Annotated in this window: 25 protein-coding genes; 17 read left to right on the forward strand and 8 right to left on the reverse strand. The window is 51.4% G+C overall.

Translation table 11 applies throughout. The annotated features are described in order from the left end of the window. The 5 genes from GDA54_01750 to GDA54_01770 form a co-directional block, all read left to right on the forward strand. The coding region (locus GDA54_01750; GenBank protein ID MBC6497034.1) for an aminotransferase class I/II-fold pyridoxal phosphate-dependent enzyme at positions 1-549 on the forward strand (549 nt) is incomplete at its 5' end. Between the two features lie 30 nt (positions 550-579). After that, positions 580-1467, forward strand: a complete 888-nt coding sequence (locus GDA54_01755; protein MBC6497035.1) for a prephenate dehydrogenase/arogenate dehydrogenase family protein — start codon at positions 580-582, stop codon at positions 1465-1467. A 100-nt stretch (positions 1468-1567) separates the two neighbouring features. Beyond that, positions 1568-1837 carry a 50S ribosomal protein L31 gene (gene rpmE / locus GDA54_01760; protein MBC6497036.1) on the forward strand — a complete coding sequence of 90 codons (270 nt, stop codon included), beginning with the start codon at positions 1568-1570 and terminating at the stop codon, positions 1835-1837. A gap of 7 nt (positions 1838-1844) precedes the next feature. Further along, positions 1845-2858, forward strand: a complete 1014-nt coding sequence (locus GDA54_01765) for an NAD(P)H-quinone oxidoreductase (GenBank protein ID MBC6497037.1) — start codon at positions 1845-1847, stop codon at positions 2856-2858. A 14-nt stretch (positions 2859-2872) separates the two neighbouring features. After that, positions 2873-3412: a DUF1013 domain-containing protein gene (locus GDA54_01770; GenBank protein MBC6497038.1), complete on the forward strand. Its 540-nt coding sequence runs from the start codon at positions 2873-2875 to the stop codon at positions 3410-3412. Between the two features lie 40 nt (positions 3413-3452). Here the strand turns inward: GDA54_01770 and GDA54_01775 are convergent, their stop codons facing one another. Beyond that, positions 3453-4058, reverse strand: a complete 606-nt coding sequence (locus GDA54_01775; GenBank protein MBC6497039.1) for an outer membrane beta-barrel protein — start codon at positions 4056-4058, stop codon at positions 3453-3455. 110 nt (positions 4059-4168) lie between these two features. On the opposite strand from GDA54_01775, the gene GDA54_01780 reads away from it, so the two are divergent. The 11 genes from GDA54_01780 to GDA54_01830 all read left to right on the forward strand — a co-directional run bounded on the left by GDA54_01780 (position 4169) and on the right by GDA54_01830 (position 15288). Beyond that, a complete protein-coding gene (locus GDA54_01780; GenBank protein ID MBC6497040.1) occupies positions 4169-4399 on the forward strand; it encodes a DUF1467 family protein in 231 nt (76 codons plus the stop codon). Further along, complete coding sequence (locus GDA54_01785) at positions 4396-4956, forward strand: DNA-3-methyladenine glycosylase I (protein MBC6497041.1); 561 nt, start codon at positions 4396-4398, stop codon at positions 4954-4956. Before GDA54_01780 ends, GDA54_01785 begins: the two co-directional genes overlap by 4 nt. Positions 4957-5005: 49 nt before the next feature. Further along, positions 5006-6316: a proline--tRNA ligase gene (locus GDA54_01790; GenBank protein ID MBC6497042.1), complete on the forward strand. Its 1311-nt coding sequence runs from the start codon at positions 5006-5008 to the stop codon at positions 6314-6316. Continuing rightward, on the forward strand, positions 6316-7566 hold the full coding sequence (locus GDA54_01795; protein MBC6497043.1) for a lipoprotein-releasing ABC transporter permease subunit: 1251 nt from the start codon (positions 6316-6318) through the stop codon (positions 7564-7566). Before GDA54_01790 ends, GDA54_01795 begins: the two co-directional genes overlap by 1 nt. Positions 7567-7615: 49 nt before the next feature. Continuing rightward, positions 7616-8320, forward strand: coding sequence for an ABC transporter ATP-binding protein (locus GDA54_01800; GenBank protein MBC6497044.1), 705 nt, complete (start codon positions 7616-7618; stop codon positions 8318-8320). 86 nt (positions 8321-8406) lie between these two features. Then, a complete protein-coding gene (locus GDA54_01805) occupies positions 8407-9741 on the forward strand; it encodes a HEAT repeat domain-containing protein (GenBank protein MBC6497045.1) in 1335 nt (444 codons plus the stop codon). Continuing rightward, the gene (locus GDA54_01810; GenBank protein MBC6497046.1) at positions 9738-10676 is read left to right on the forward strand and encodes a CfrBI family restriction endonuclease; all 939 of its coding nucleotides are present in this window, start codon (positions 9738-9740) and stop codon (positions 10674-10676) included. Before GDA54_01805 ends, GDA54_01810 begins: the two co-directional genes overlap by 4 nt. A gap of 69 nt (positions 10677-10745) precedes the next feature. After that, positions 10746-11924: a DNA phosphorothioation system sulfurtransferase DndC gene (gene dndC / locus GDA54_01815; protein MBC6497047.1), complete on the forward strand. Its 1179-nt coding sequence runs from the start codon at positions 10746-10748 to the stop codon at positions 11922-11924. Then, on the forward strand, positions 11924-13693 hold the full coding sequence (locus GDA54_01820; protein ID MBC6497048.1) for a DUF262 domain-containing protein: 1770 nt from the start codon (positions 11924-11926) through the stop codon (positions 13691-13693). The genes dndC and GDA54_01820 overlap by 1 nt, the downstream gene beginning before the upstream one ends. A gap of 3 nt (positions 13694-13696) precedes the next feature. Next, entirely contained in the window at positions 13697-14023 is a 327-nt protein-coding gene (locus GDA54_01825; GenBank protein ID MBC6497049.1) for a GIY-YIG nuclease family protein, read from the forward strand. A gap of 2 nt (positions 14024-14025) precedes the next feature. After that, entirely contained in the window at positions 14026-15288 is a 1263-nt protein-coding gene (locus GDA54_01830) for a DGQHR domain-containing protein (protein ID MBC6497050.1), read from the forward strand. Positions 15289-15335: 47 nt separating this feature from the next. On the opposite strand, the gene rpsD is transcribed toward GDA54_01830, so the two are convergent. From rpsD to GDA54_01865, 7 genes are all read right to left on the reverse strand, one after another. Next, complete coding sequence (rpsD, locus tag GDA54_01835; GenBank protein ID MBC6497051.1) at positions 15336-15953, reverse strand: 30S ribosomal protein S4; 618 nt, start codon at positions 15951-15953, stop codon at positions 15336-15338. Between the two features lie 105 nt (positions 15954-16058). After that, positions 16059-16895 (reverse strand): hypothetical protein, encoded by an 837-nt coding sequence (locus GDA54_01840; protein MBC6497052.1) that lies wholly within the window; start codon positions 16893-16895, stop codon positions 16059-16061. Between the two features lie 4 nt (positions 16896-16899). Then, positions 16900-18504, reverse strand: a complete 1605-nt coding sequence (locus tag GDA54_01845) for a citramalate synthase (protein ID MBC6497053.1) — start codon at positions 18502-18504, stop codon at positions 16900-16902. Positions 18505-18594: 90 nt separating this feature from the next. Next, positions 18595-20001, reverse strand: coding sequence for a cysteine--tRNA ligase (locus GDA54_01850; protein ID MBC6497054.1), 1407 nt, complete (start codon positions 19999-20001; stop codon positions 18595-18597). Next, positions 19998-21380: a glutamate--tRNA ligase gene (locus GDA54_01855; protein ID MBC6497055.1), complete on the reverse strand. Its 1383-nt coding sequence runs from the start codon at positions 21378-21380 to the stop codon at positions 19998-20000. The genes GDA54_01850 and GDA54_01855 overlap by 4 nt, the downstream gene beginning before the upstream one ends. Next, positions 21380-23248 (reverse strand): NAD+ synthase, encoded by a 1869-nt coding sequence (locus GDA54_01860; GenBank protein ID MBC6497056.1) that lies wholly within the window; start codon positions 23246-23248, stop codon positions 21380-21382. The genes GDA54_01855 and GDA54_01860 overlap by 1 nt, the downstream gene beginning before the upstream one ends. Next, positions 23199-24578, reverse strand: coding sequence for a 3-deoxy-7-phosphoheptulonate synthase class II (locus GDA54_01865; GenBank protein MBC6497057.1), 1380 nt, complete (start codon positions 24576-24578; stop codon positions 23199-23201). Before GDA54_01865 ends, GDA54_01860 begins: the two co-directional genes overlap by 50 nt. A 211-nt stretch (positions 24579-24789) precedes the next feature. Here GDA54_01865 and GDA54_01870 point away from each other — a divergent pair, with 211 nt between their 5' ends. Beyond that, positions 24790-25248, forward strand: a complete 459-nt coding sequence (locus GDA54_01870) for a hypothetical protein (GenBank protein MBC6497058.1) — start codon at positions 24790-24792, stop codon at positions 25246-25248. The last annotated feature ends 123 nt before the right edge of the window (positions 25249-25371 follow it).

The following is a 25371-nucleotide window of genomic DNA, read 5'->3' on the forward strand; positions in this document are numbered from 1 at the left end:
CCACTGGGCGTTCTCTTAGTGATTGATGCAGCGTATGCCGACTATGCCTGTCATGAGGAAGGCTATGAGGATGGTGCGCAGTTGGTGTCATCGGGACGTTGTGTCATGGTGCGGACATTTTCTAAATTATATGGGCTCAGTGGTTTGCGTATCGGTTGGGGGCTGATGCCGCCTCCTGTGAAAGAGGCGATAGAGAAGATAAGGCCGCCCTTTAACGTCAATGCCATAGCGCAAGAGATGGCGTTAGGGGCGTTGGAGGACGAGGCATTCTATGACGATGTTCGTCACAAGACGATTCAGGGGCGCGCCTATCTCTATGGTGAGATAGGGCGTCTCAATGGCGTGAGAGCCTATGAGAGCTATGGCAATTTTTTGCTGTTACGTTTTATGGATAAGGCGATGGCGCATGCCATGTATCGTTATTTTTCCGAGCATGGCGTCATTGTTCGTCCTTTAGAGGATTATGGGTTAGACGATTGTGTGCGTGTCAGTGTGGGCTGTGTAGACTCGCAGGAGGCTGTGTTGCGTCTTTTGCGTCATCGCCTTTAATCACTTAAGGCCTTTGCAAGAGCATGTGCGGTGATGGGCGTTCTTTTTAAGCATGGTGTGATTATCGGTGGTGGTCTTATGGGGACGTCGTTAGCGTTGGCGTTGCGTGAGCGAGGGGTGTGTGAGCGTCTTGTCATGGTTGATAGGGAGTCGTCTGTGCTGTCCCTTCTTAGGGGCATGGGCATGGAGACGTGCCTTATGGGTGATATAGCGGGTGTGGTGGGGGCGTGTGACCTTGTGGTGCTGGCGGTGCCTGTGGGGTGTTATGGTGAGGTTTTGCGGGCGTGTGCGTCTCACCTCAAGGGGGGCGCTCTTGTGACGGATGTTGGCTCTGTGAAGGGGTGCGTGATGAAGGAGATGGCGTCATCTCTTCCCTCTTCTGTGTCGTATGTTCCTTCTCATCCTTTGGCGGGCACGGAGAATTCGGGTCCTATGGCGGCGGACTCGACTCTTTATCAAGGGCGGGTCTGTGTCGTGACGCCTGTAGCGCTAGCGCCTATCAGCGCCAGCGACAAGAAGATCATGGCGTTATGGGAGGCCATCGGCATGGATGTTCTTCTCATGTCGTCTCAAGACCATGATGTGCTCTTGGCGTTTTCGTCCCACCTTCCCCATGTCATTGCCTATGCTCTCACCATGTGCATTCGCGAGAGGGGTGACGAGAAGGGGCATGACATAGAACGGGTGAGTGGTGGGGGCTTGAAGGATTTCACGCGGATCGCGGCATCGGATTCTGTCATGTGGCGGGATATTTTTTTAGCGAACAGGGCGAATGTGTGTTCGGCATTGCGGGATTTTTCGAGGACACTCCGTGCGCTGTCGACATTGATAGAGCGGGGTGATGGGGCGTCTATCGAGTCCACCCTTTCTCAGTTGCGCCACTTTAAGCGTTCTTTGGATGATAAGGGGGGCATGTGAGGGGCATGGAGAGCGTGCGCGTTTCATTGTTTGCGTTATGGTTGCGGAGCGTCTATAAGGGGGGAGGGGCATAGGTGCGACAAGAGGCATAGCGTGAGCGATGAAGAAGGATATTCACCCTGATTATCATGAGATAAAGGTTGTCATGACGGATGGCACGACGTACAAGACGCGTTCGACGTGGGGCAAGGCGGGTGACACGCTCAAGCTCGAGATTGACAGGCTCACGCACCCGGCATGGAGTAAGGGGTCGCGTCAATTGGTGGATACGGGGGGTCGTTTAGCGCGTTTTCAAAAGCGTTTTGGCCATGTGACGCTCAACAAGGGCGGGACGAAGGGGGGCGACAACAAAGGCAGTGGGTCGGCGTGAGGGTGGTATGGGGACGTTGCCATCTGTGTATCGGGCCGTCATTGTCGAGGATGAAGGTAAGGCGAGTCGTTTGCGGGTGGTTGAGCGTCCCATGCCGTCTTATGGTGCGGGCGATATTGTCGTGAAAGTGCATGGGGCGGGTGTTAATAGGGCTGATATTTTACAGCGTCAAGGGTTGTATCCGCCGCCGTCTGGGGCGAGTGATGTGATGGGTCTCGAGGTGAGCGGTGAGGTTGTGGCGTTAGGGTCGTCTGTGAGGCGTTTTAAGCGAGGGGATAAGGTCTGTGCCATTCTTGCTGGTGGCGGTTATGGCAGTCATTGTGTGTTTCCTGAGGTGCAGGCCTTGCCTGTGGTGGGGTCTCTGTCTATGCTTGAGAATGCGGTGTTGCCTGAGGTTTGGTGTACCGTATGGTCGATGGTGATGAACAGGGGTCAGTTTCGTCAAGGCGAGACATTTCTTGTGCATGGGGCGAGTGGTGGTGTTGGCATGGCGGCTCTTCAGTTGGGGGCGTTGTATGGGCGTCGTGTTTTTGGGACGGCGTCTGGCGATGTAAAGAGGCGCTATTGTCGTGATGTTATATCGGCGGATGTGGGGCGGATTATTGATTATGAGGAGGAGGATTTTGTGTCTATCATTAAGGAGGAGACGGGGGGCAAGGGCGTGGATGTGATATTGGATATGGTGGGTGGCGATTATGTGTCGCGTAATTTGGCGTGTCTTGGGCGTGAGGGGCGTCTTCTTTACATTGCGTTTCTCAAGGGGTCGAAGGTGACGATAGATTTACTTTCATTGATGCTCAAGCGTCAGACATTGACGGGGGCGACATTGCGTGTTCAGCCTCCCGCTGTCAAGGGGGCTCTTATGGCGTCTCTTCAGCGCCATATTTTTCCCTTGATGGAGACGGGGCAGCTCGTTCCTTGTCTCGAGCGTGTTTTTCCTTTAGAGCGTGTGCAAGAGGCGCATGAGCATATGGAGAGTGGCATGGCGAAGGGCAAGATTGCCATTGATATGATGTCATAAGAGGAGGATGGTGGATGACGAAGGCGACCCCTGTGATGCCGCGAGCGACGGCGCGATGGTTGATTGACAATACATCTCTTTCTTTTCAGCAAATCGCTGATTTCACGGGTTTATATCCCATAGAGATCGAGGCGATGGCCGATGGTGGTGTGGGGAGTAATGTGATAGGCATTGACCCTGTGGCCAGTGACCAGTTGGATGTGGACGAGATTAAGCGTTGTGAGGCTGATAGTGATGCGCGCCTTGTGCTGAAGGAGTCGGCGCATGCCCATGAGCGTGATGTCAAGGAGGGGAGGAAGCAAGGGCATGGCTATACGCCCTTATCGAAGCGCAAGCACAAGTTAGATGCCATTGCGTGGCTTGTGCGTCATCGTCAAGACCTCAAGGACGGGCAGATATGCGCCCTTATTGGCACGACTCGTCCGACCATTAAGAAAGTCCGTGACGGGACTCACCAAAAGCTCTACGAGATCGAGGCGCGCCATCCTGTGGAGTTAGGGTTATGTCGCCGTGAGGATTATGATGCTTTGGATGATGGCAAGGGCGCGTCTTGAATGTTGGGAAAAGCCGTCACCACCTAAAAAAGAGGCTCTCTTAAAAGGCATACCCCAGCCCAGTGATGAAGAAGGTTTCTGTCATATCCTCTGTTTCAGCGATACCGCCAAACAGCCCATCCCCGCCTTTGTAGAACGATGCTCCTCCCTCAAGAAAGAGATATGTTCTGTTGCCTATTCTTTGCTCGACTCCCCCCGACAGGTGAAATCCAGTAAAATTTCCCGTGTCATCACCAAGAGATACGTCGTTCAGTGCTAATTCGTATGTGACTCTTGCTAAGCCATAGCCGAGATTGAGATACAGAGTCGACCTATCGGTCGCACGTGTTCCCACAATTCCATAGCCATGAAAAACGACTTCACTGCTTGTTCCACTACACGTTTGTTCTATACATACTTTTTCACTTGTGGTATCGCCATAGATACTGACTCCTAATCCAATGAAGACAGGTAAACCATCGACTCTATATGTGCCTCTTGCTTGCCCGCCAAACGTGAAGCCTCTCGAATCATCATCATCTTCAACACTATAGTTCGTGAAGCCTAAGGCGACCCTTGCTTGAGTCTCCCAGTCAGCATGGGCAGTGCCAGTGTCAGTGCCAGCCATGGTGGCCAGCACGATTCCCATGATCATAAATCTCTTCATTGCAAGGTTCACTCCCGTTCTATTGCAACATCCTTAAAAGACTTGAGTCAAGAAAAATTTCGGGTAGGATTGAGTGCAGTTCCCTCAATGTTAGCGGATGGTATGAAGACGTGAATATCGTTTCGGCTCTTATTGTCTATATCGTGATATGGTGGATGGTTTTTTTCATGCTGTTGCCTTGGGGGAATGCGCCATCATCCCGTCCGATGCTTGGGCATGACCAGGGGGCGCCAGCCAATCCGCGTGTCGGGAAGAAGGCTCTTGTGACGACACTTGTCTCGTCATTCTTATGGGTGATTGTTTATTATATCATCACGCGAGACTTGATCTCTTTATCATGAGTTGGTATTGCGATGCGAGCAAGGGGCATCCGTGGCATGGGCCCTACCATGACCATGTCTATGGTTTTCCGGTGGAGGAGGATTCTGTTCTTTTTGAGCGTCTTGTGTTGGAGCTCAATCAGGCGGGTTTAAGTTGGTTGGTTGTGTTACGGAAGGAGGCGCATTTCCGTCAGGCTTTTTCGAACTTTGCCATTGAGGAGGTTGCGCGTTATGGCGTGGCGGACAAGGCGCGTTTGATGGCGGACAAGGGCATTATCCGCAATCGCCTCAAGATTGAGGCGGCGATTCATAATGCGGGTGTTATCGTATCGCTATCGACGCGTTATGGTTCGTTTAAGGGATGGTTGGATGCGCATCATCCCTGTTCCCTCTCGGCATGGGTTGTGTTATTTCGCAAGACGTTTCGTTTTATGGGGCGGGAGATTGTCAACGAGTTTTTGATGAGCACGGGGTATTTACCGGGGGCGCACAGGGAGGATTGTCCTGTCTATGAGCGCATTAAGGCGTTGCATCCGCCTTGGTGTTTGGTGAAGCCGTTGAAGGCGTGGGGGGTTTAGGTTTGTTGATGGCTGTTGGGCTATTGTGTGAGGCGGGAGGGCGTTCTCTATGCGTTTAAGTAGGTATTTTGTGCCGACATTGCGTGATGTTCCTCAGCAGGCGGTTGTGGCGTCTCACCGCTTGATGTTGCGTGCGGGTCTTATTCGTCAAGAGAGTGCGGGTATTTATGCGTGGCTTCCTTTGGGGTTTCGTGCGTTGAGGAAGATAGAGGACATTATTTGTGCCGAGCAAGAGAGGATAGGGTATGTGCGTATGTTGATGCCGACGGTGCAAGCGGCGGATGTGTGGCGCGAGTCTGGTCGTTATGAGGGTTATGGTCCTGAGATGTTGCGTTTTCAGGACAGGCATGGGCGTGATTTTCTCTATGGTCCTACGAACGAGGAGGAGATAACCGCTCTTGTGCGTCACTATGTGAAGACGGGGAAGTCTCTTCCTTTATGTTTGTATCATGTGCAGTGGAAGTTTCGTGACGAGGCGCGTCCGCGCTTTGGTGTTATGCGTGGTCGTGAGTTTTTGATGAAGGATGCCTATTCCTTTGCGCGTGATGAGGCGCAAGCCCATAGGCTGTATGAGGATGTTTTTCGCTGTTATATGCGAACATTTCATCGTCTTGGCGTGCGTGCGGTGGCGGTGCGTGCGCCGACGGGTGTTATTGGCGGTGACATGAGTCATGAGTTTCACATTTTAGCGGAGACGGGGGAGGGTGTTATTTATTATGACAAGGCGTATGATGACGAGGATGTGTCGTCTTTATCGGCTGAGTCTGTGGCGCGTTTGCGTCATCTCTATGCGGCGGAGGAAGCCTTACATGAGGAGTCGTCATGTCCTGTGCCGTTGGAGGATGTGCGTTGTATGCGTGGCATTGAGGTTGGGCATATTTTCTTTTTTGGCACAAAATATAGCCATGCCATGGGGTTGTGTTTGCGCGATGGCGAGGAGTCTTTTTATCCGCAAATGGGTTCTTATGGGATAGGCGTTTCGCGCTTGGTGGCGGCGGTTATTGAGGCGCACCATGACGACAAGGGGATTATCTGGCCGTGCGCTGTTGCGCCTTTTCATGTGGGGTTATTGAATATGCGTGTGGGCGATTCTGTGAGTGAGGCGCTCTGTGAGCGTGTCTATGCTCAGTTAGGGGCGCGTCATGTGGATGTTCTTTATGATGACAGGGATAGGCGTTCGGGGGTGAAGTTTCATGACATGGAGTTGATGGGCATGCCGTGGCAGATTATTGTGGGGAAGTTAGCGGGAGAGGGTCGTGTGGAGTTAAAGAACAGGCGTGATGGTTTGGTGCTGGCGTGTGATGTCGAGGAGGCTTGTGGGCGCGTGGTGTCGATGATGGAGGATGTGGTGTCGTTATGATATTTTTTTCCAAATGTGAGCGGATGTTATCATGGCGCTATATTCGTTCTAGGAAGAGCGAGGGTTTTCTCTCTGTCATCGTTTTATTTGCTTTGATGGGCATTATGTTGGGTGTTGGCACATTGATTGTCGTTATGGCGGTGATGAATGGTTTTCGTAGCGAGCTCATGGGCAAGATTTTAGGGATGAGCGGTCATATTTCGGTGCATAAGGCGCAAGGGGCGTTAGAGGATTATGACATTTTGCGTGGGGCGTTAGAGCAATTGCCGTATGTGGAGCATGTTGTTCCTGTGATTGATGGTCAGGTGATTGTTTCGTCTGGCGCTTCGAATCGTGGCGCGGTCGTGCGTGGCATGCGTTTGAGCGACTTACTTTCGCAGAAGACATTTTCGAACAACATTGTGGCGGGTTCTTTGGATAATTTCATAGAAGGGCGTCATATCATTATGGGTGAGCGTCTTGCCCATGCGTTAGGCGTTTCCTATGGCGATGATGTGACGTTAATTTCGCCTGATGTCACGGCGACATTATTTGGCGGTGTTCCTCGTTCGCAGCGTTTCACGGTGGCGGCGTTATTTTCTGTGGGGATGTATCAATATGACAGCGGTTTTGTTTTTTTATCCTTGACGACGGCGCAATCATTTTTGCAATGGGGGAATCGGGTAGGCGTTTTAGAGCTGACGATAGAGGATCCTGTGCGTATCGAGCCGACATTATCGGCTCTTGAGCCTGTTGCCAGAGAACAGCGTTTGCACTATAGCGATTGGCGCATGCGCAATCGTGAGTTTTTCAATGCGTTGAAGGTTGAGCGTAACGTGATGTTTCTTATTTTGACGCTGATTATTTTGGTGGCGGTTTTTAATATCATTTCGGGTCTTATTTTATTGGTGAAGGATAAGGAGGCGGACATTGCTGTTTTGCGTGGCATGGGGGCGACAAAGGGGATGTTGATGCGTGTGTTTTTTTTGAGTGGGTCTATCATAGGGCTGATAGGGACGTTATTGGGGGGTGTTTTGGGTGTATTATTCGTGGAGAATATCAAGGCGATACAGGGTTTCATCGAGAATCTGTTGAATGTAGAGTTATTTTCGGAGGAGATTTACTTTTTATCCAGCGTGCCGGCGGAGATAGAATGGTTTGAGGTTGTGTTAGTGGTGTCTATGAGTCTTTTCTTTTCGTTTGTGGCGACATTATATCCGGCGTGGCGTGCGGCGCGTATTGATCCTGTGGAGGTATTGTGTTATGGTTGAGGGTGAGGATGACATTAATATGCACGGGGGGGATATGCGCGAGGGGGATATGCGCGAGGGGACATTCACAGGGGGCGAGACGATTCTTGCGTTAGACAAGGTGAGTCATTGGTTTGTGCAGGGTGGTCATCGCATTGACATTTTGCGGCGTGTTGATTTTTCGTTGCGATGTGGCGAGAAGGTGGCGATCATGGGTCGTTCTGGTGCGGGGAAGTCGACTCTTTTGCACATTGCCAGTTTATTGGAGCGTCCCTGTGGCGGTGATGTCATTATCGAGGGTCGTTCGGTGTCGTCATTAGGTGACAAGGCGCGTTCGTTATTGCGTTTGAGGAGTTTAGGTTTTGTCTATCAATATCATCATTTGTTGGGTGATTTTTCGGCTTTAGAGAACATCATGCTTGCCTGTATGATAGGGGGTATGGGTCGTGGCAAGGCGTTGCGTAAGGCGCATGGTTTATTGCGTCAATTGGGTTTATCGGCGCGTTGTCACCATCGTCCGGGTCAGTTATCGGGTGGTGAGCAGCAGCGCATTGCGCTAGCCCGTGCGGTTGCCAATGGTCCGTCCATTGTTCTTGCGGATGAACCCACGGGCAATCTTGACAGGGCGAATGGTCTTGCTGTTTTAGAGATGCTCATGGCGCTGGCGACGCGTTACGAGACGGCTCTTGTCATTGCCACCCATGACATGCGCATTGCGCAATCTTTAGACAAAGTCTTTGTCCTTGAGGAAGGCGCGCTCATCCCGCAAACGTAAAGAGAGAGTGCCACAAGATGTTGACAAAGTCCCTGACAAAAGCACATGTGGATGCTGTCAAGGCGCAAGGGAGCGATGCCATTGGCATGTTTATCGAATCACAGGATGACGATAGGAAGACGCTTTTTATTCTTGAGAATTTAGGACGTCTTCCTAAGCCCTTTGATGGTCGTTGGGTTTTTCACTTATTGAAGAGTGATAACAAAAACATACGTCTCCATGCCGTGAAGACGTTGGGTAAAAGTGGGAACGTATCAGGGATTGAGGCATTATGGCATGTTGCACAACATGACGAATCGACGGACGTCAGGCGAGAGGCTGTGTCCTCTCTTGGCAGATTGAGGAGCATACGCGCTATTGATGCCTTGGCGGCCATGGTATCGGATGTTGACCCGAAGGTTGTGAGTCAAGCGATAAGAGGATTATTGGTGTTTAAGGGCGATAGGCGTGTGGATAGCCTGTTGACGTCTTTACGTGACCATGAGAACGAGACGATACAAGACATCATCAAAAGAGCGTATGCGCCGTCGCAAAGCGCTTCTCACGACAGAGGACGACAGCGTCATGCGCATTCCCATACATATTTGCGGAATGTCGTGGTTTTGGGGGATGTGCGTTCCGTGTTAGAGCATATCGAGGATGAAAGTTTTCATCTCACATTTACCTCGCCTCCTTACTACAATGCCCGCGACTACGCCCTCTATGCCAGTTACAAGGCATATCTCTCTTTTTTGCGGGATGTGTTTCGTGCGACCTATGATAAGACGAAGGAGGGGCGTTTTTTGATTGTGAATACCTCACCTGTCATTGTGCCGCGGGTGAGTCGCCAGCATGCGTCTAAGCGCTATCCCATTCCCTTCGATGTCCATGCGATTCTTGTTGGCATGGGGTGGGAATTTATCGATGACATTATATGGGTCAAGCCCGAGGCGAGTGTCAAGAATCGCAATGCGGGTTTTTTACAGCACAGGAAGCCTTTGGCGTATAAGCCAAATCCGAGGACGGAATATGTCATGGTGTATCGTAAGCGCACCGACAAATTGATTGATTGGAATATCAAACAATATGGCCGTGAGGTGATTCAGGCGAGCAAGGTGCGTGATGGCTACGAGACGTCGAACCTGTGGCAGATAGACCCCACCTATGACAAGGTACATTCCGCTGTCTTTCCTGTAGCGCTCTGTGAGCGGGTGATTCGTTACTATTCTTTCGCGGGTGATTTAGTGTTTGACCCTTTTGGTGGGAGCGGGACATTTGGCAGGGCAGCGCAAGCCTTAGGCAGATATTTTTTCTTGACGGAGAAAGATGGGCGTTATTTTGACTATATGAAATCGTCTATGGCAAAGGATGAACAGACGTTTTTTGCACAAGGCAAAACGCGATTTTGTGATATGGCGCAATTCAAGAAGCTTGTGCCATGACGCTAGAAGACCATGTCGTGAGGAACATCATCAGGCGTCTCCTTCATGGTGAAGATTATCGTGTCGAGATTGTAACATTGATAGACGCCCAATTCCTTCAATGCGCCGTGGCCTTCTTCAAGAAAGTCGTGGACGCCAAGCTTTCCCATAAGGGGATAGACATCGATTGGTATAAGGCGACGATGTTAGGGGAGTCTGTATCGTCTAATGACATCGCCATTCATGCGGGACTGAACAAAAAGACGATAACGAACATGTATAGATCAGCGACGCGTGACATTGTTATCGATGCGTCTCAGCAGCATTATGAACAGATCCGCGCCGTCATCAACGAGTTAGCAACCATCGAGGATATTAATCTTTCTTTGCACATTCGTTTTGACAAGGTGAGCGTTGAACTTGACGTGAATGAAAGTCTCATTGTTATCAACAGCCTTGCTGTCAAGCGCGCCGCCATTCGAGGTGGCTTATGGAGCACTGCTGGCAAGCAAGTCGAGGGGCCGCTGATGGTTGCCCTCTGTCGGTTATTTCATGTCTCAGCATGTCATTACGAGATGAAACCGCCGCTAAAGAAATTCGCTCGAGGCAAGGTGAACAGAGAGGTTGATTTTTTCTTGAAGACAACCCATCCTCACCCTAAGGACTATCGGTGTGAAGTGAAACTGATGGGCAAGGGCAACCCTGAGAGTGCCGACTCCATCTTTGCGAGGAGCAGTCATGTCTTTGTGGCAGACACGCTCTCTTTACAAAACAAGCAACAATTGGATGATGCCTCTGTGCAGTGGGTGGCGTTGGGCGACCCTCATGGCTACAGGAAATTCGGGGACGTATTGTCAGCATTGCATATCCCTTTTACAGCGCCTGATAGAGGGCGCATTGATGGCATGCTCGATGACATCATATATACGATCGAGACGTCCCCCGATGACTCTTGACGTTATTACCCATAGGGATGATATAGTACGCGCTGAGCGCACTGAGTGCTATGACGACCATGCCTGTTGATGAAGATGACGTTGCCCAGCCATACAGAGAGAGAAGGGGGAGAGAAAGAAAGAGAGCCTTTGCGCGAGCGCTTCAGGGCGATCCTTGACACATTGTCCCGCCATTATAATGATGGCCATGCCTATCCGTGGGTTGTTGCTTACTCAGGTGGGAAAGATTCGACATTGTTGCTTCACCTTGTGTGGGAGATGGTGCTAGGCTTAGCGCCAGACAAAAGAAAGCGGAGCATTTACATCGTCAGCAACGATACGCTTGTTGAGTCGCCCCCTGTCATAGAGCATCTCCATGCGAGCCTTGCGGTGATTAAGAAGGGAGCAGAGCAACATGGTTTGCCGATGCATATCAAGGTGACAGAGCCAGATATCGACCAAACATTTTGGGTGAATGTCATAGGGCGTGGCTATATTCCTCCTACGCGTAATTTTCGCTGGTGCACCGACCGCATGAAGATACGCCCGACAACGCGTCTTTTGAAAAAATTGACCACCAGACACCAGCATAGCGTTCTACTCATAGGCACGCGCCGCCATGAGTCACAGAATCGCGCCCGTAACATGGAGCGGCGCGGCGTGCGCGCCGACATGACGAACGAGCATGATAATGTCGAGGGATGTTTTGTCTTTGCGCCCCTTGCCGACTTAAGCGATGACGATGTATGGACGATATTGATGCAACGCCCGCCCCCTTGGGGAGGGAGTCACCGCCCATTGATAACCCTCTATCGCAATGCTAAAGGCGGCGATTGTCCCCTTGTGCTCAGTGAGGACGATGCGCCGTCCTGTGGCACGACATCGCCCCGTTTTGGCTGTTGGACATGCACCGTTGTGCAGAAAGATAGGAGCTTGCTTGGGTTCATCGAGTCCAGCGCTGAAGACGAGGACAAGCTAGAGGCGATGGCCGATTTTCGCGATTGGCTCATAAAGCTGCGCGAGGACGACAACAATCGCTCACCGATGAGGAGGAACGGCGAGACAAAGTTTCGCGCCGATGGCCGCCATGTGCGCGGTCCTTTCACCATCAAGGTGCGCCAACGTATTCTTGCGCGCCTTGAACAATTAGAGCGTGACCTTGGTGAACAATTCATGCACCCCATAGAAAAGGACATGATACAGGACATCTGGCGTGACGATAGGGCGCTGGAGACCATGCGCACGAGCCTCTCCCAACGTCATCGATAATGCCCCATCAAACGCATATAAAAGCGGAGACGCTCATTTTCTCTGAATTGTTTGAAAAAGGGAGATTCACAATCCCTTGGCATCAACGCCGCTATGACTGGTCAGAGGACGATGTCACAGCCCTTTTGGAAGACATAGAAGAGGCGGTATCGAGTAAAAAGGCACACTACTTCCTTGGTACAATCATGCTGTTGGGTAAAAGGGATGATACGTTTTGGGACGTTAATGACGGACAACAGCGCATGACAACATTTTCTCTGTTGTGTTCGTGCCTCTCTCGCCGATTTCTTGAGTCAGAACACACGGACACGCTGTCAGAGTATATGGCATCGCGTATCGTCTTTGATATTGGGTGTCGTTCCGACTACGACCCTCAAAATATACCCAAGCTGCCGCCTCGATTGACACCCCCCGCCCACGATAAGAGAGTCTACCATGCCATCATATGCCATAGGGACATTGGGAAGAATGGAAAAATGAAGCGTGCATGGGAAGTCATTAATGATTTCATTAATAGGCTGGACATGGAGCAAGCAAAAGAGTTTCTTGATTTCCTTGTAGGCAAAGTTGAGGTTGCCGTTTTGTATGTTCCAGACTCTATGGACGCCAGTGCCGTGTTCGAGACGATTAATTGTCGAGGTAAGGTATTAGGTGACTTCGATTTAATACGAAATTTTTTCTATGCGCATTTGAACGAGGATACAGAGACTCGACGTCAACGTATCCATGACGCTCTTGAGAATATGTATGTAACGTTGGGGGTAAAAATCACGGACTATGCCAAGTGTTTTTTTCGGTGCAAATATGGCTTCTTGCCAGATAAACGTTTTTATAGAGCATTTCGTAGGGCAGTTGATGATGAGGGCAAGAAGCAAGACTCTCGTCCCTTCAGAGAGTATGTCGTTCACTTGGCAGAAGAGACGACATCTCCGCACCATATAAGGCTCTTTCACGCAATATCGAAACCGAAGGAAAACGACAAAGACGTAGAGGATTTTCTAGCAGATAGCAAGGCAAAGAATGCGGAACGGAATGTTTTTGTGTTCCTAAAAGAATGTGAGAACTATACGATTGTTCGTCCTCTCTTATTCGCCTTGATGAGTCATTATTACATCAGGAACATGGATGGCAACAAGGCACAACCTCAGAAAACCGCAAAGTGTGTTCATGAGCATATCAAAAAACTCAATGCCTTCGTCATGCGGACGGCCTTTGTCAGCAATAAATTCGAACCGTCCATATTCGAAAAGGCATTCTTTAGAACAGCACGGGATGTTATGGCTCTAGAATCAATAGAGTCATACGATATGATGGATTTCTTAAGAGCATGCGATAGATATGACATCATTGATGACTCGACATTTGTTGAGAAACTCGGGCATAAGGAATCATCATTTTCGGGTACTAAGGCAAGGGCTTTTCTCTACGCTGTTAATGCCAATATCCAAAACGATTGGTCGGTCATAGACAGGGATAAATGCACCTTAGAGCATATCCTTCCCCAGTCCCCAGCGTATTGGGAGGGATGGCAATTTGACAATCCACGTGCATGGTATAACAGGTTAGGCAACTTCACATTGTTAGGCGATAAAGACAATAGTCCAAAGAAAAAGGACAATGAGAACTTTGACGTTAAGAAAGAGATTTATAAGGATAGCGCTTTGAAATTGTCTCGTAATTTATGTTCTTATAAGGAATGGACAGAAGAGAACGTCGAAAAACGACAGAGAGATATGGCGAAAAAAGCGTCTAGGATTTGGGCTTTTTGAGTGATGCCTCAACATAGGTTACAGACATGGGGGTGTATTGAAAGGGAAGAAATGCCTGAGTCGGTTGTTGGTCTCTATGCCTTTTGGTATCGCCCAACTGGACGCTGTATTTATATCGGTAAGGCAAAGGATCAACCCATAAAAAAACGCCTCTATAATCATTGGCGTGGTGTCTCGAGCAATGACACATTGCAATTATGGCTCAAAGCCTTTGCGTCCCATATGGATTTTTGTTATATCTCTGTGAAGCAAGATTATATTGACCGCTGGGAGCGTCGCCTTATCCGTCGCTGGCATCCAGAGGCAAACAAGCAATTTAAGGAGTATTAACGATGGCACAATCAGTCGCTGCGGTGAAGGCGCAGCTTGGTAGCACAGAGTATTGGATTGTCTCCATGAAGGCGGGGGAGCTTATCAAGCTCGTACAGATTCCGAAGGAGATGGAAGGGTGGGACGACATGTCTATTGATGAGCGCTACCAACGTGATATTAAATATAGCAGGGTGCGTAGCCAGATAGCGCCCTATCTCGCTATGGATGACGACCGTTTTTTTGGGGCGATAATTGTCACCGTGATGAATCACAAAGGTATGAACTTCGAACCTCTAGATGAGCTGGCAAAAAAATTACCTGCTTTATATGCAACGGTTGCCGAAAATATGGGGGTGCTGACATTTTCAGGGGGTGAGATTTTTGTTCCCCTCGACGGCCAACATCGTATCAAGGCCATAGAATTCGCCATCACGGGCAGGGACGAAAAAAGCGAAGCCATTGATGGCATAACGCCATGCAGTGCATTGGCGAATGAGGACGTCACAGTCATTTTGACGGAGTATGACCCTGATAAAGCGCGTAAGATATTCACAAAAGTCAACCGCTATGCCCGCCCCACGACAGCGGGACAGAATATCATCACCGACGATGACGACATTATCGCAGTCCTTGCGCGCATGGTGACGAATGACAAAATAAATGCACGCCTTGTGAATTATGAGACCAACACAATATCAAAAAAAACGGATGGACGTTTTACAACCCTGTCCACTATTTACAACTGCAATGCGAGAATTCTAGAGGTCTTCTTTGGTGAAAAGGTGGATAAAGCGAAATTGCCAAGTAAGGAAAAACAGAGACTCTACCAAGACAAAGTTTTTGAGGTGTGGGACAAAATCCTCACAGGGATTGACCTCATAAGGGAGGCGGTGGAAGACCCAAGCCAAGAGGGTGATGACAGACGTAGAGAGATACGGAAAGGTTATTTATTGGGACGCCCTGTCGCCCAAGAATGTCTTGTGTCTGCTTTTATGATGATGACGAAAAGGAATGAAGCCCTGTATGATGATACGTGCGAAAAACTCAATGCCATCCCTTGGGCGATGACAGAGGACAATGTGCAAAACATATGGCAACGCGTTTTGTGGATTGGGAGTGCCGAGGATGGCAAAATGGTTACGAAGAATAGGGATATTGCCACAAGACTCATCGTCTATATGGCGGGAGGCGCGGTAGATGAACAGAAGCTCTTTGCTGACTATGTGAAGCTCTTTACTGAGAGTGAACGCAAAGACAAAAAATTGCCCCCGAAAGTCGTCTAAAGTCTAGCGGTAGTGAAGGGACTGGCGCTGGCGGGTGTCGTTGTTCCTTAGCGTGAATAATACTCAACAACGAGGGCGGGTTCCATATCCACGGGGTAGGGTGTCTCTGCTAATGTCGGGACTCTGAGGAATGTGCCTTTAAGGCGGTTAAAGTCCACAATAATATAGTCTGGAATGACGTGGTCTCTTCCCACACAATCCATGATCATAGGAATTTGTCGTGACTCTGTCTTGATAGAGACGACATCCGCTTCTTTCAGGCGATAGGACGGAATGGTGACGCGGCGTTCATTGACGAGGACATGGCCATGGCTTATCAGTTGGCGCGCCGCATAAGGTGACGGCACGAATTGCATGCGAAGCAAGGCGGCGTCTAATCGGCTTTCTAGCAAGCCAATAAAATTCTCACCTGTATCACCTTTTTTCCGCGCGGCCTCTTCATAGATATTGCGAAATTGATGTTCGGTGATATTGGCGTAAAATCCCTTGAGTCTCTGTTTCGCCAGGAGTTGATTGCCATAATCCGATGGATTGCGCCTTGTACGGCTTTGTCCATGCTGTCCGGGGCCATACTCTCTTTTCAGGACGGGGCTTTTGGCATGTCCCCACAGATGGGCGCGTAGTTTGCGCTCGATTTTATGCTTTGCCTTGACGCGTTTTGTCATGTGTCGTGCTGTGTCTCACGTTGCTGATGTCTGTGTGTGCTGTTGCCTGTGTTCTGGTGTCTATGTGCGGTTGTCTTTTGTGCGATGGTGTCCTCTTTGGGCTGTTTATAAGGGGGTTATCCTGTTTATGTCAAAGGGAAAATCCTTGTTGTTGTGTGTTGGGGGTGATGTGAGGCATGTCACCAGAGCATGCAGGAGGTCTATATCCTCATGGGTGGGTTGGAGGCGTGCGAGCATATTGCGTAGGCGTATGGTGGTTTTTTTGCTGTCATAGCGCTGATGGTGGAAAAATTGCTTTTCCGTGAGCATCGTTTCAAGGCGTTCTAGGAAAAAGAGGCGATGGCGATGGGAGGCTGTGGCGTGTGTTGCTTGTTGTGTCTGGGTGCTGTGGCGTGACGTGTTCGAGGCGAGGCGATACCAGTGATAACAGACGAGCAAAACCGCTTGGGCGATATTGAGGGATGGGCATAAGGGATGGGTATGGATATGGAGGATGCCGTGGCATTGGCTCACCTCTTCATTGGTGAGTCCGCTTCGTTCGCACCCAAAGAGGACTCCCCATAGGCCGTGGCCGTGGCGTTGTTGTTTATGGAGGGTTGTGATAGCACTATCGAGGTCGAGAACGGGAATATGTTGTGTGCGCGGGCGCGCTGTTGTGGCGAGAACATAGTGGAGGTCGCTGAGGGCATCTTGGGTTGTGGGGAAAATCTGTGCCTTATGGATAAGGGATGCGCTATGGCATGCCATGGCGATGGCGTCTTTCTTGGACCATGTGGGGCGTGGCGACACAAGGCGTAGCCTGGTGACGCCGCAATTGCCCATAGCGCGCGCCACAGCGCCGATATTCACACCCAATTGCGGGCGCGCCAAGATGACAACGCCTGTCGGCGCATGGCTGTTGTCGCTGTGCCTCGAGTCTTTTGTCTGCCTATGCTCTTCCATATGGCTAAGATGCGCTGATGGCGTGGGCGTTATTCTGTTCTGCCTCGTCATACATGAGCGCCCAATAGAAGGCGTCAAGGAGTGCTTCCCATGAGGCGTGGATGATATTGGCGGACACACCGATGGTAGAGCATTCGGGGGCGTCGTGGTATGTGAAGGTGATCATGACGCGGGTTGTGGCGGCGGTATTTTCTCCTTGAGGCAGGATAAGCACTTTATAATCGCTGAGGGTGAGGCGGGACAGGGAGGGAAAGAGGGGTTGGAGGACGCACCGCAAGGCGCTATCGAGGGCGTGAAAAGGGCCTTCCTCTGTTATTTTTTCGCATGAATAGGTTTTTTCATCTGGCGTTTGGATGGTGACGTTGGCTGTGGAGGAGTCTTGGCATGTGGTGACGTGATAATCTTTCACGGCGAAGGGGCGTGGGTGGTTTGGGTGGATAATGGAACGGGCGAGGAGAATGCAGCTGGCGTCAGCTTTATCGTAGCTATAGCCTTGAAATTCTTTTTGTTTGATGAGGCTGGCGATGTTATCCAGTTGGGCGTCATTGGCGTGTAGTGGCGGGGTGTGTGTTTCGAGGAGGGAGCGTATGCCTGTTTTTCCCGCCTGATTCGAGACGATGAGTTGGCGTTGATTGCCGACTCGTGCGGGGTCAATATGTTCGTAGCTGAGGGGATTTTTCATAACAGCAGCGCTATGGAGTCCGCCTTTATGGGCGAAGGCGCGTGTTCCTACGTAGGGGGCGCTGGGCGAGGGCAGGCGATTGATGACATGGTCGATGGCGTGCGCGTAAAAGGTCAGCTCTCTCAGGCGTTCTTGAGAGATGTTTGTTTGATAGCCCATTTTATAGACGAGGGTTGGGATGATGGAGACGAGGTCGGCATTGCCACAGCGTTCCCCTAAGCCATTGAACGTGCCTTGGACGTGGCGTGCGCCTGCTTCCACCGCGGCGAGGGAATTGGCGGTCGCAAGCCCCATATCGTTATGGCAGTGGATTCCTATGGGGATATTGCCTTGTTGGCGCACGACATCATTGGTGACATGGGCGATATGGTCGGGCATGCTTCCACCGTTGGTATCACAGAGGACGAGACAATGGGCGTCATGGTGCGCCGCTGCTTGGAGGCATTCCATAGCATATGTGCGGTTCTGTTTATAGCCGTCAAAGAAATGTTCGCCATCGAAGATAACGCGTTTTCCCGTTGTTCTAAGGAACGCCACAGAGTCGGCGATCATGCGAAGATTATCCTCTAACCCGACATGGAGCGTATGCTCTACGTGAAAATCCCAGCATTTCCCGACGATACAGAAGCCATCGGCATCACTTTGGACGAGGGCTTGTAATTGGGGGTCATCTTGGGCGGTGCGTCCTTTTTTGTGTGTCATGCCAAAGGCCATAACGTGGGCATGGCGTCGTTGGGGAATATCGGCAAAGAAGGCATCATCGGTGGGGTTGGCGCTAGGCCACCCGCCTTCGATAAAGTCGATACCGAATTCATCCAGCAGAGTCGTGATACGTCTCTTATCGTCGGTGCGAAAATAGACACCGAGCGTTTGTGCGCCATCTCGAAGGGTGCTGTCATAGAGGTGAATGAAGCGCGACGATGTCATCTCAGCGCGAACCATTATTTATGGGTGTGGACGGCATGGGTATGGACGGCAGGGCATGCGTCATGAGGGTTTTATTGTATGCTGTAGCCCTCATGCTTTTTTTTGTATCCTTCTTTTCCATTGCACCGAGCCATCGGCTTTATCTTCTATGGCGATACCCATACCATGCAATTGGGTGCGTATGGCATCAGCTTGGTCATAGTTTCGCTGTGTTTTTGCTTCAACCCGTTGCTTGATAAGGCTCTCTATCATATCGACGGTGGTTTGGTCGTTGTCGTGCATGGTTTGGAACCATTCTTTAGGCGAGCGTGTAATAATGGCGAGGATGTCTCTTGCGACTGAGAAGGCGCGTAAGGCTTCTGTTCTCTTTGTGCCTGTGACATCTTTACGAAGATTTTTCCCGTGTTTATGGAGATGGGCGAAGGCGAGGGGCGTATTCATGTCATCCAGCAAGGCCTCTGTGACGTCGCATGGGACGAGTGTCTTTTTCTCTTGGCTGTCGTCTCTATCGTCATGGCATGTCTCGATGGCGTGATAGAGCGTATCGAGGGCAGAGCGTGCTTGTGCCAAGGCGTCTTTATGCCATTGGATGGGTTGTCGGTAATGGGTTTGCAGGAGGAAATAGCGCAAGGCCTCTGTTGGGTGTTCTTGGAGCAAGGCGCCTAGGCGTATATCATTGCCGAGGGACTTTGACATTTTTGCGTCTCCTATTTCTATGCTTCCATTATGGAGCCAGAATTGCGCCATAACGTCTGTATGGTAGCCACAGCAGCTCTGTGCTTGTTCATTTTCGTGATGGGGGAACAGCAAATCGATACCGCCGCCATGGATATCGAAGGGTGTTTTGAGGCATGCGTGGCTCATGGCGGAGCATTCGATATGCCATCCTGGTCGTCCGTCTCCCCATGGGCTTGTCCATGCGGGTTCGCCTTTTTTCGAGGGTTTCCACAGGACGAAATCGAGGGGCGAGCGTTTATAGTCTGACACGTCGACACGTTCGCCGGCGCGCATATGCTCTGTGGTGCGTCCGCTGAGTGCGCCATAATCGGGCAGAGACGGCACATGGAAGAGGACATGGCCGCATGCTTCATAGGCGTGTCCGCTTTTGAGGAGTGCGCCTATGAGGTGATGGATGGCGTCCATATGGTCGGTGGCGCGCGGTTCAAGGTCTGGCGGCGCGACGTGCAGGGCTTCCATGCGTTGATGGAAGAGGTCTGTCATCTGTTGGGCGAGGGCATGGGGTGTTTGTTGGGTTTGTTGTGCTCTCTGGATGATTTTATCATCCACATCGGTGATATTGCGCGCGTAAGTGACACGAGGAAACAGGCGACGCAAGAGGCGCACCAAGACATCAAACACAACCATAGGGCGCGCATTGCCGATATGAATATCGTCATAGACGGTGGGGCCACAGACATAGAGGCGCACGTGGGAGGGCTCTATGGGGTGAAAGGGTTTCTTTTTCTTTGTAGCGTGATGGTAGAGGGTCAGGGTCATTGTCGCAAGCGTCTTGATGTTTCGTCTTTACCGATGAAGGGGAGAAGGGCGTCTATTTCTGGTCCTGTCTTTTGTCCTGTGAGGGCAAGGCGAAGGGGGAGGAACAGCTGTTTTCCCTTGCGTCCCGTTTTTTCTGCCACCATCTTACACCATTGTTGCCATTGATGTTTGTTCCATGTTGCTTTGTCCCAGGGCGTCTCAGGGAGGAGGGAGGCGATTTGCTGGAGGGCGTTTCTATCATCGGTGGTGAGGATGTCCGATGGGGCGAGAGGTTTGAAACATATATCTGCCCAAAGCCTGAGGTCGTTGAGGGTTGTGACATTGGCGCGTACGACATGCCAGAAATCCTCTGCCATCTTCGTAGGGATAGGCAATGTTGCCATATGGTCTTTGACGTTGGTAAAGGGCGTGGTGCGCATAAGGCGGCGATTCATGTCATAGAACAGGGACGAGTCGAGGCGAGGGCTGTTTTGCGAAAATGACGTTATGTCCATCTTGTGCGCCAGTGTCGTCATGTCGTGATAGGGGGTGAGGTCTTTGCGACTTCCCAGATGGGCTAACACGCTTCTTATGCTTGATGGGTCGAGTCCTTGCTCTTTCAGGGCGCGGAGAGACATATCCGTTGCATCCCTTTTCGAGAAGGCTTTTCCCTGTCCATTGACGAGTAACGGCACATGGCCAAACGAGGGTGGCGTTTTCCCTAATGCCTTAAAGAGTGCTATTTGTGCTGCCGTATTCGTCATATGGTCTTCTCCCCGTAAGATATGGGTGATTCCCAAGGCGCTATCATCGATAACGGAGGTCAGGGTGAAGAGGGGGCGTTTGTCAGCGCGCACGACAACGGGGTCTGATAGGTTATCGATGGGATGTCTATGAGCGCCAAAGACCATATCATGCCATTGGATACTCTGTTCTTGGAGCAAGAATCGATAGTAGGGCTGTCTTCCTTCTTGTTCATAGCGTTGTTTTTGCTGTTGTGTGAGGGAGAGGGCTGTTCTATCGTAGCGTGGCGGGCGTCCTTGTTTGAGGGCAATAGAGCGTTTGCGCGCCAGTTCCTCTTGGGTTTCATAGCATGGGTAGAGGCGTCCCTGTTGGGTGAGCTGTTGGAGCGCGCTTTGATAGAGGTCAAGGCGTTGGGATTGGTGGATGATATGATGCCATTGGATACCGAGCCATTGGAGGTCTTCCATGAGCGCATCGGTATAGCGCTGTTGGCTACGTGTTTCATCGGTGTCATCGATACGCAAGCTCAGCGTCCCGCTGTGTTTTATGGCGTAGCATGCGTTGAGGAGGGCGATACGGGCGTTGCCAATATGGAGGAATCCCGTAGGGCTTGGGGCAAAGCGCACATGAGGCCGATGGGGGGAGGGGGGTGTCATCAGGTCGGTTGGTGGGGCATGGGGTGTTTTGTTGGCGGGTCAGCCAGTTCTTGGGAGAGCATAGGATAGCGTCTATCGCGGCCAAACATGCTGGAGGTAAGGCGAAGACCGGGGGGTGCTTGTTTGCGTTTATACTCTTGGGCGAGGAGTTTTTTATAGAGGGTCTGGGGCGTGTGGGGCTGAGGGAGGGGGGCGAGCCTTTGCGTGTCGAGGGTCTGGGGGGTGCGTCTTTCATCGATGAATTGACGCAAGAGCGGGTCAAGGAGGGCATAGGCGGGCAGGTCATCTTCATCTTTTTGCTGGGGTGCGAGTTCTGCCGTTGGCGGGCGGGTCAGGATGGTTGGCGGGAAGGGGGACATAACGCCATGACGATGGGTTTGAGGGTGATTCTTTTGTCGCCAATGGGCGAGAGCATAGACATGGGTTTTATAGACATCTTTGAGGGGGGCGAGGCTTCCGCACATATCACCATAGAGGGTGGCATAGCCCATGGCCAATTCGGACTTATTTCCTGTGGCGAGGAGGAGGCGGTTTTCCATATTGGCGCGGGTCATAAGGAGCGTGCCACGGATACGCGCTTGGAGATTCTGTGTTGCTGTGGAGGAGGCATGGGTCGTGGAGGGACGCCCATGGAGACGCCCATGGAGACGCCCATGCGTCAAGGCTTGTTGGTAGCTGTCCATTAAGGGGGCGATGGGGATGACATCATAATGGATGGCGAGATGTCGCGCCATGGCGATGGCGTCTGTGAGGGTCTCTTGAGACGTATGGTGCGACGGCATGATGAGGACATGGACGTTGTCAGCGCCGAGACTATCCACGGCAAGGATGGCGACAAGGGCTGAGTCGATACCGCCAGACAAGCCTAAGAGGCATTGTGTGAAGCCACTCTTGGCAAAATAGGCGCGTATGCCACAGAGGAGTCCGTGATAGTCGCATGCTTCTGCGCTGTTATCGCCATGAGGGGATGTCGCTGTTTGCGGGAAAGGCGTTGAGGGGACGAGGCTTTTTGCGCTGTTGCCATGCGCCCCGCGCATACCCCCGTGTACCCACGTATTGGTGAGACGCGCCTCTTCCCATGCGTGTGCCATGACATAGCGTGTCGTGGCGTCCATCATAAAAGATGCCCCATCGAACAGGATTTCATCTTGTCCTCCCACCATATTGACATAGAGGAGGGGGCATGCAGTTTTTTGGACGATAGAGCGCGCCCGTGCGATACGTTTTTGGCTTTTATGTTGTTCATAGGGTGAGGCATTGAGGACGATGAGCATGCTTGTGTTGTTGAGGGTTCGTTGATGGAGGGTGTCGTCATGCCAGAAATCTTCACAGATGAGGACGTGGAGGCGGTATGTCGTCTTGTCCTTTGTGAAGAGCATGGGCGTATGGCGGGGTGCTGCCTCACAAAAGATACGTTTTTCGTCAAAGATTCCGTGATTGGGGAGATGGCGTTTATAGATGACATCCTGAATTTTTCCCTCAGAGAGCATGAGGGCGGCGTTATGGCGTTGCTGTGTCTGTGGGTCGTGCCATGGACATCCGACGAGGATGGCGGGTCCTGTGCGTGTGGCGCGGGCGATGTTGTTGATGGCGGCATGGGCGGCGTCCATGCAATGGGGATGGAGGATAAGGTCTTCAGGCGGATAGCCACAGAGGAAGAGCTCACTGACAACGAGCATATCAATATCCTCTGATGCTTGTTGGTGCATGGCGAGGAGCGTATCCCGATTGCCGTCAATATCACCTAAGCGCGGTGAGGATTGACAGAGGGCGATGGTGAGGCTGACATCGAGAGTCATAGAGTGTGTGCGCGCTGTCTTATGACGTGTGTGTTGTATGGATGCCTTGATGTTGTTCTTTGATTTCATCCGCCAAGAGGAAGGCCAATTCCAGTGATTGATGGGCGTTGAGTCGTGGGTCGCAATGGGTATGATAGCGGTCTTTGAGATTTTCTTCGGTGATGGCTTGCGCACCGCCCAGACATTCCGTCACATCCTGTCCTGTCATTTCCACATGGATACCGCCAATATGGAGCTGTTCTTGTCTGAGGGCGTGGCAGAAATGGCGCACTTCGGCAAGGATATGGTCGAAAGGTCGTGTCTTATACCCGGTTTTACTTTTGATGACATTGCCATGCATGGGGTCGCATGTCCATATGACGTGGCGTTTTTCCCGTGTGATGGCTTTGAGGAGGGGTGGCAGATGTTTTTGGACGTTATCATGGCCCATACGGACGATGAACGTGAGGCGTCCGGGGTCATTGTCGGGGTTGAGAATATCGGCAAGGCGTAGCAGGTCATCGGCGTGTGCCGATGGTCCTACTTTCACGCCGATAGGGTTATCGATGCCTTTCATAAATTGGACGTGGGCCTGTTGCGGGTTGCGTGTTCGTTCGCCTATCCAGAGCATATGGGCGCTGACGTCATACCATTTCCCGTTGGTGCTATCGATACGTGTGAGGGCTTCTTCATAAGGGAGGAGGAGCGCTTCGTGTGATGTATAGAAATCTATTTCACGCAATTGGCGCACCGTGCTTGGCGTGATGTCGAAGGCTGCCATGAAAGAGAGGGCTTCGCTGATACGGTTGGCGATGGTATGGTAGCGGTGTCCTTGCGGGCTTTTCTCGACAAAGCTGAGCATCCAGCCATGGACTTTTTGAATATCGGCATACCCGCCTTGGGCGAAGGCGCGTAGCAGGTTGAGCGTTGCGGCGGCTTGATGGTATCCCCTGATCATGCGGTCGGGGTCAGCTATGCGCGCCGCCTCATCGAACTGAATATCATTCACCATGTCGCCTAGGTAGCTTGGGAGCGTCTTGCCGTTTTGCGACTCTGTGGGCTGTGAGCGTGGCTTGACGAATTGTCCCGCTGTGCGTCCCACTTTGATGATAGGCATACCCGCCCCAAAGGTGAGGACAACGGCCATTTGGAGCATGACGCGAAACGTATCGCGTATGGTGTCAGCGCTGAATTCTTTGAAACTCTCGGCGCAGTCGCCTCCTTGTAACAGGAAGCCTCTTCCTTGTGCCACATCCGCCAATTGTCTCTTGAGGGCGCGGGCTTCGCCCGCAAAGACGAGGGGGGGGAGCGCATGGAGTCGCTTCAGCGTCTTCTCTAACGCATGCTTATCGTCATAGACTGGCTGATGCAGGGCTTCATAATGTTGCCAAAGAGCAGGATGCCATGGAGAGTCAGACATAACGGAGGCAGGGAGAAGACGATAGATGGCGTGCAGGGACATTCCCAAAGGGACGTTCCCAAGGGTACATTCCCAAGGGTACATTCCCAAGGGTACATTCTATGCCACAATAAATCCTTGACATGCCCTTGTAAAGACCTATATCCTCGAGGGTGTGCAGGGGATACGCGCCTCACACGAACCAAAGATAATCATTGATAAGGAGACAAGAATGAAAACATTACGTATGGCTACAGGATTTGTCGTGGCTGTTTGCTTTGCCTATGGTTCTACCCCTGCGGTGGCAGGAGACATGGAAGACCATGGCATGATGCATATGATGGATAAGGGTGGTTCTATGGCGCCTATGGTGGAGCTTCCCTCTGATATGTCGAAGAGTGATGTGCCGAGTGACATGATCATGATGATGGACACGCCAGATGGTGAAAAGGCTTTCATCCCTTGGTATCTCACAAAATCCTATCGCGAGATGTCTAGGAGCATGGAAAAATCTGGCATGCCAGATGGCACCATGATGCAGATGGAGGATGGCTCTTTTGCGTTTGTCCCTTGGTATCTCACGCCACAGCATTCTGATATGCTTATGCATGATGATAAGATGGGGCGTGGCATGAAGAAGATGTCGTCAGGGGATATGCGCTACGTTTTTGTCCCTTGGTATAAGCGTTAAGGCGGGGCGTTTGTTGGGGGGTAGGGTGTGAGGCATGCAAAGGCGCATGCGCGCTGGGGGGCGCTGGGCTTTGACATGACCTACCCTGCGCAAGAAATGCATGCAAAGGCGCATGCGCGCTGG

It is taken from the genome of Alphaproteobacteria bacterium GM7ARS4 (assembly GCA_014332745.1).
Taxonomy (GTDB): domain Bacteria; phylum Pseudomonadota; class Alphaproteobacteria; order GM7ARS4; family GM7ARS4; genus GM7ARS4.

Excerpts from the sequence above, each read along its gene's own strand:
- GDA54_01810 (MBC6497046.1), top strand. The coding sequence starts at position 9,738 with ATGACGCTAGAAGACCATGTCGTGAGGAACATCATCAGGCGTCTCCTT.
- GDA54_01850 (MBC6497054.1), bottom strand. The coding sequence starts at position 20,001 with ATGACCCTGACCCTCTACCATCACGCTACAAAGAAAAAGAAACCCTTT.
- GDA54_01830 (MBC6497050.1), top strand. The coding sequence starts at position 14,026 with ATGGCACAATCAGTCGCTGCGGTGAAGGCGCAGCTTGGTAGCACAGAG.
- rpmE (MBC6497036.1), top strand. The coding sequence starts at position 1,568 with ATGAAGAAGGATATTCACCCTGATTATCATGAGATAAAGGTTGTCATG.
- GDA54_01860 (MBC6497056.1), bottom strand. The coding sequence starts at position 23,248 with ATGAAATCAAAGAACAACATCAAGGCATCCATACAACACACACGTCAT.
- GDA54_01840 (MBC6497052.1), bottom strand. The coding sequence starts at position 16,895 with ATGGAAGAGCATAGGCAGACAAAAGACTCGAGGCACAGCGACAACAGC.
- GDA54_01765 (MBC6497037.1), top strand. The coding sequence starts at position 1,845 with ATGGGGACGTTGCCATCTGTGTATCGGGCCGTCATTGTCGAGGATGAA.
- GDA54_01845 (MBC6497053.1), bottom strand. The coding sequence starts at position 18,504 with ATGACATCGTCGCGCTTCATTCACCTCTATGACAGCACCCTTCGAGAT.
- GDA54_01800 (MBC6497044.1), top strand. The coding sequence starts at position 7,616 with ATGCGCGAGGGGACATTCACAGGGGGCGAGACGATTCTTGCGTTAGAC.
- GDA54_01855 (MBC6497055.1), bottom strand. The coding sequence starts at position 21,380 with ATGACACCCCCCTCCCCCCATCGGCCTCATGTGCGCTTTGCCCCAAGC.
- GDA54_01770 (MBC6497038.1), top strand. The coding sequence starts at position 2,873 with ATGACGAAGGCGACCCCTGTGATGCCGCGAGCGACGGCGCGATGGTTG.
- GDA54_01775 (MBC6497039.1), bottom strand. The coding sequence starts at position 4,058 with ATGAAGAGATTTATGATCATGGGAATCGTGCTGGCCACCATGGCTGGC.
- dndC (MBC6497047.1), top strand. The coding sequence starts at position 10,746 with ATGAAGATGACGTTGCCCAGCCATACAGAGAGAGAAGGGGGAGAGAAA.
- GDA54_01790 (MBC6497042.1), top strand. The coding sequence starts at position 5,006 with ATGCGTTTAAGTAGGTATTTTGTGCCGACATTGCGTGATGTTCCTCAG.
- GDA54_01870 (MBC6497058.1), top strand. The coding sequence starts at position 24,790 with ATGAAAACATTACGTATGGCTACAGGATTTGTCGTGGCTGTTTGCTTT.
- GDA54_01865 (MBC6497057.1), bottom strand. The coding sequence starts at position 24,578 with ATGTCTGACTCTCCATGGCATCCTGCTCTTTGGCAACATTATGAAGCC.
- GDA54_01785 (MBC6497041.1), top strand. The coding sequence starts at position 4,396 with ATGAGTTGGTATTGCGATGCGAGCAAGGGGCATCCGTGGCATGGGCCC.
- GDA54_01805 (MBC6497045.1), top strand. The coding sequence starts at position 8,407 with ATGTTTATCGAATCACAGGATGACGATAGGAAGACGCTTTTTATTCTT.
- GDA54_01825 (MBC6497049.1), top strand. The coding sequence starts at position 13,697 with ATGCCTCAACATAGGTTACAGACATGGGGGTGTATTGAAAGGGAAGAA.
- GDA54_01820 (MBC6497048.1), top strand. The coding sequence starts at position 11,924 with ATGCCCCATCAAACGCATATAAAAGCGGAGACGCTCATTTTCTCTGAA.
- rpsD (MBC6497051.1), bottom strand. The coding sequence starts at position 15,953 with ATGACAAAACGCGTCAAGGCAAAGCATAAAATCGAGCGCAAACTACGC.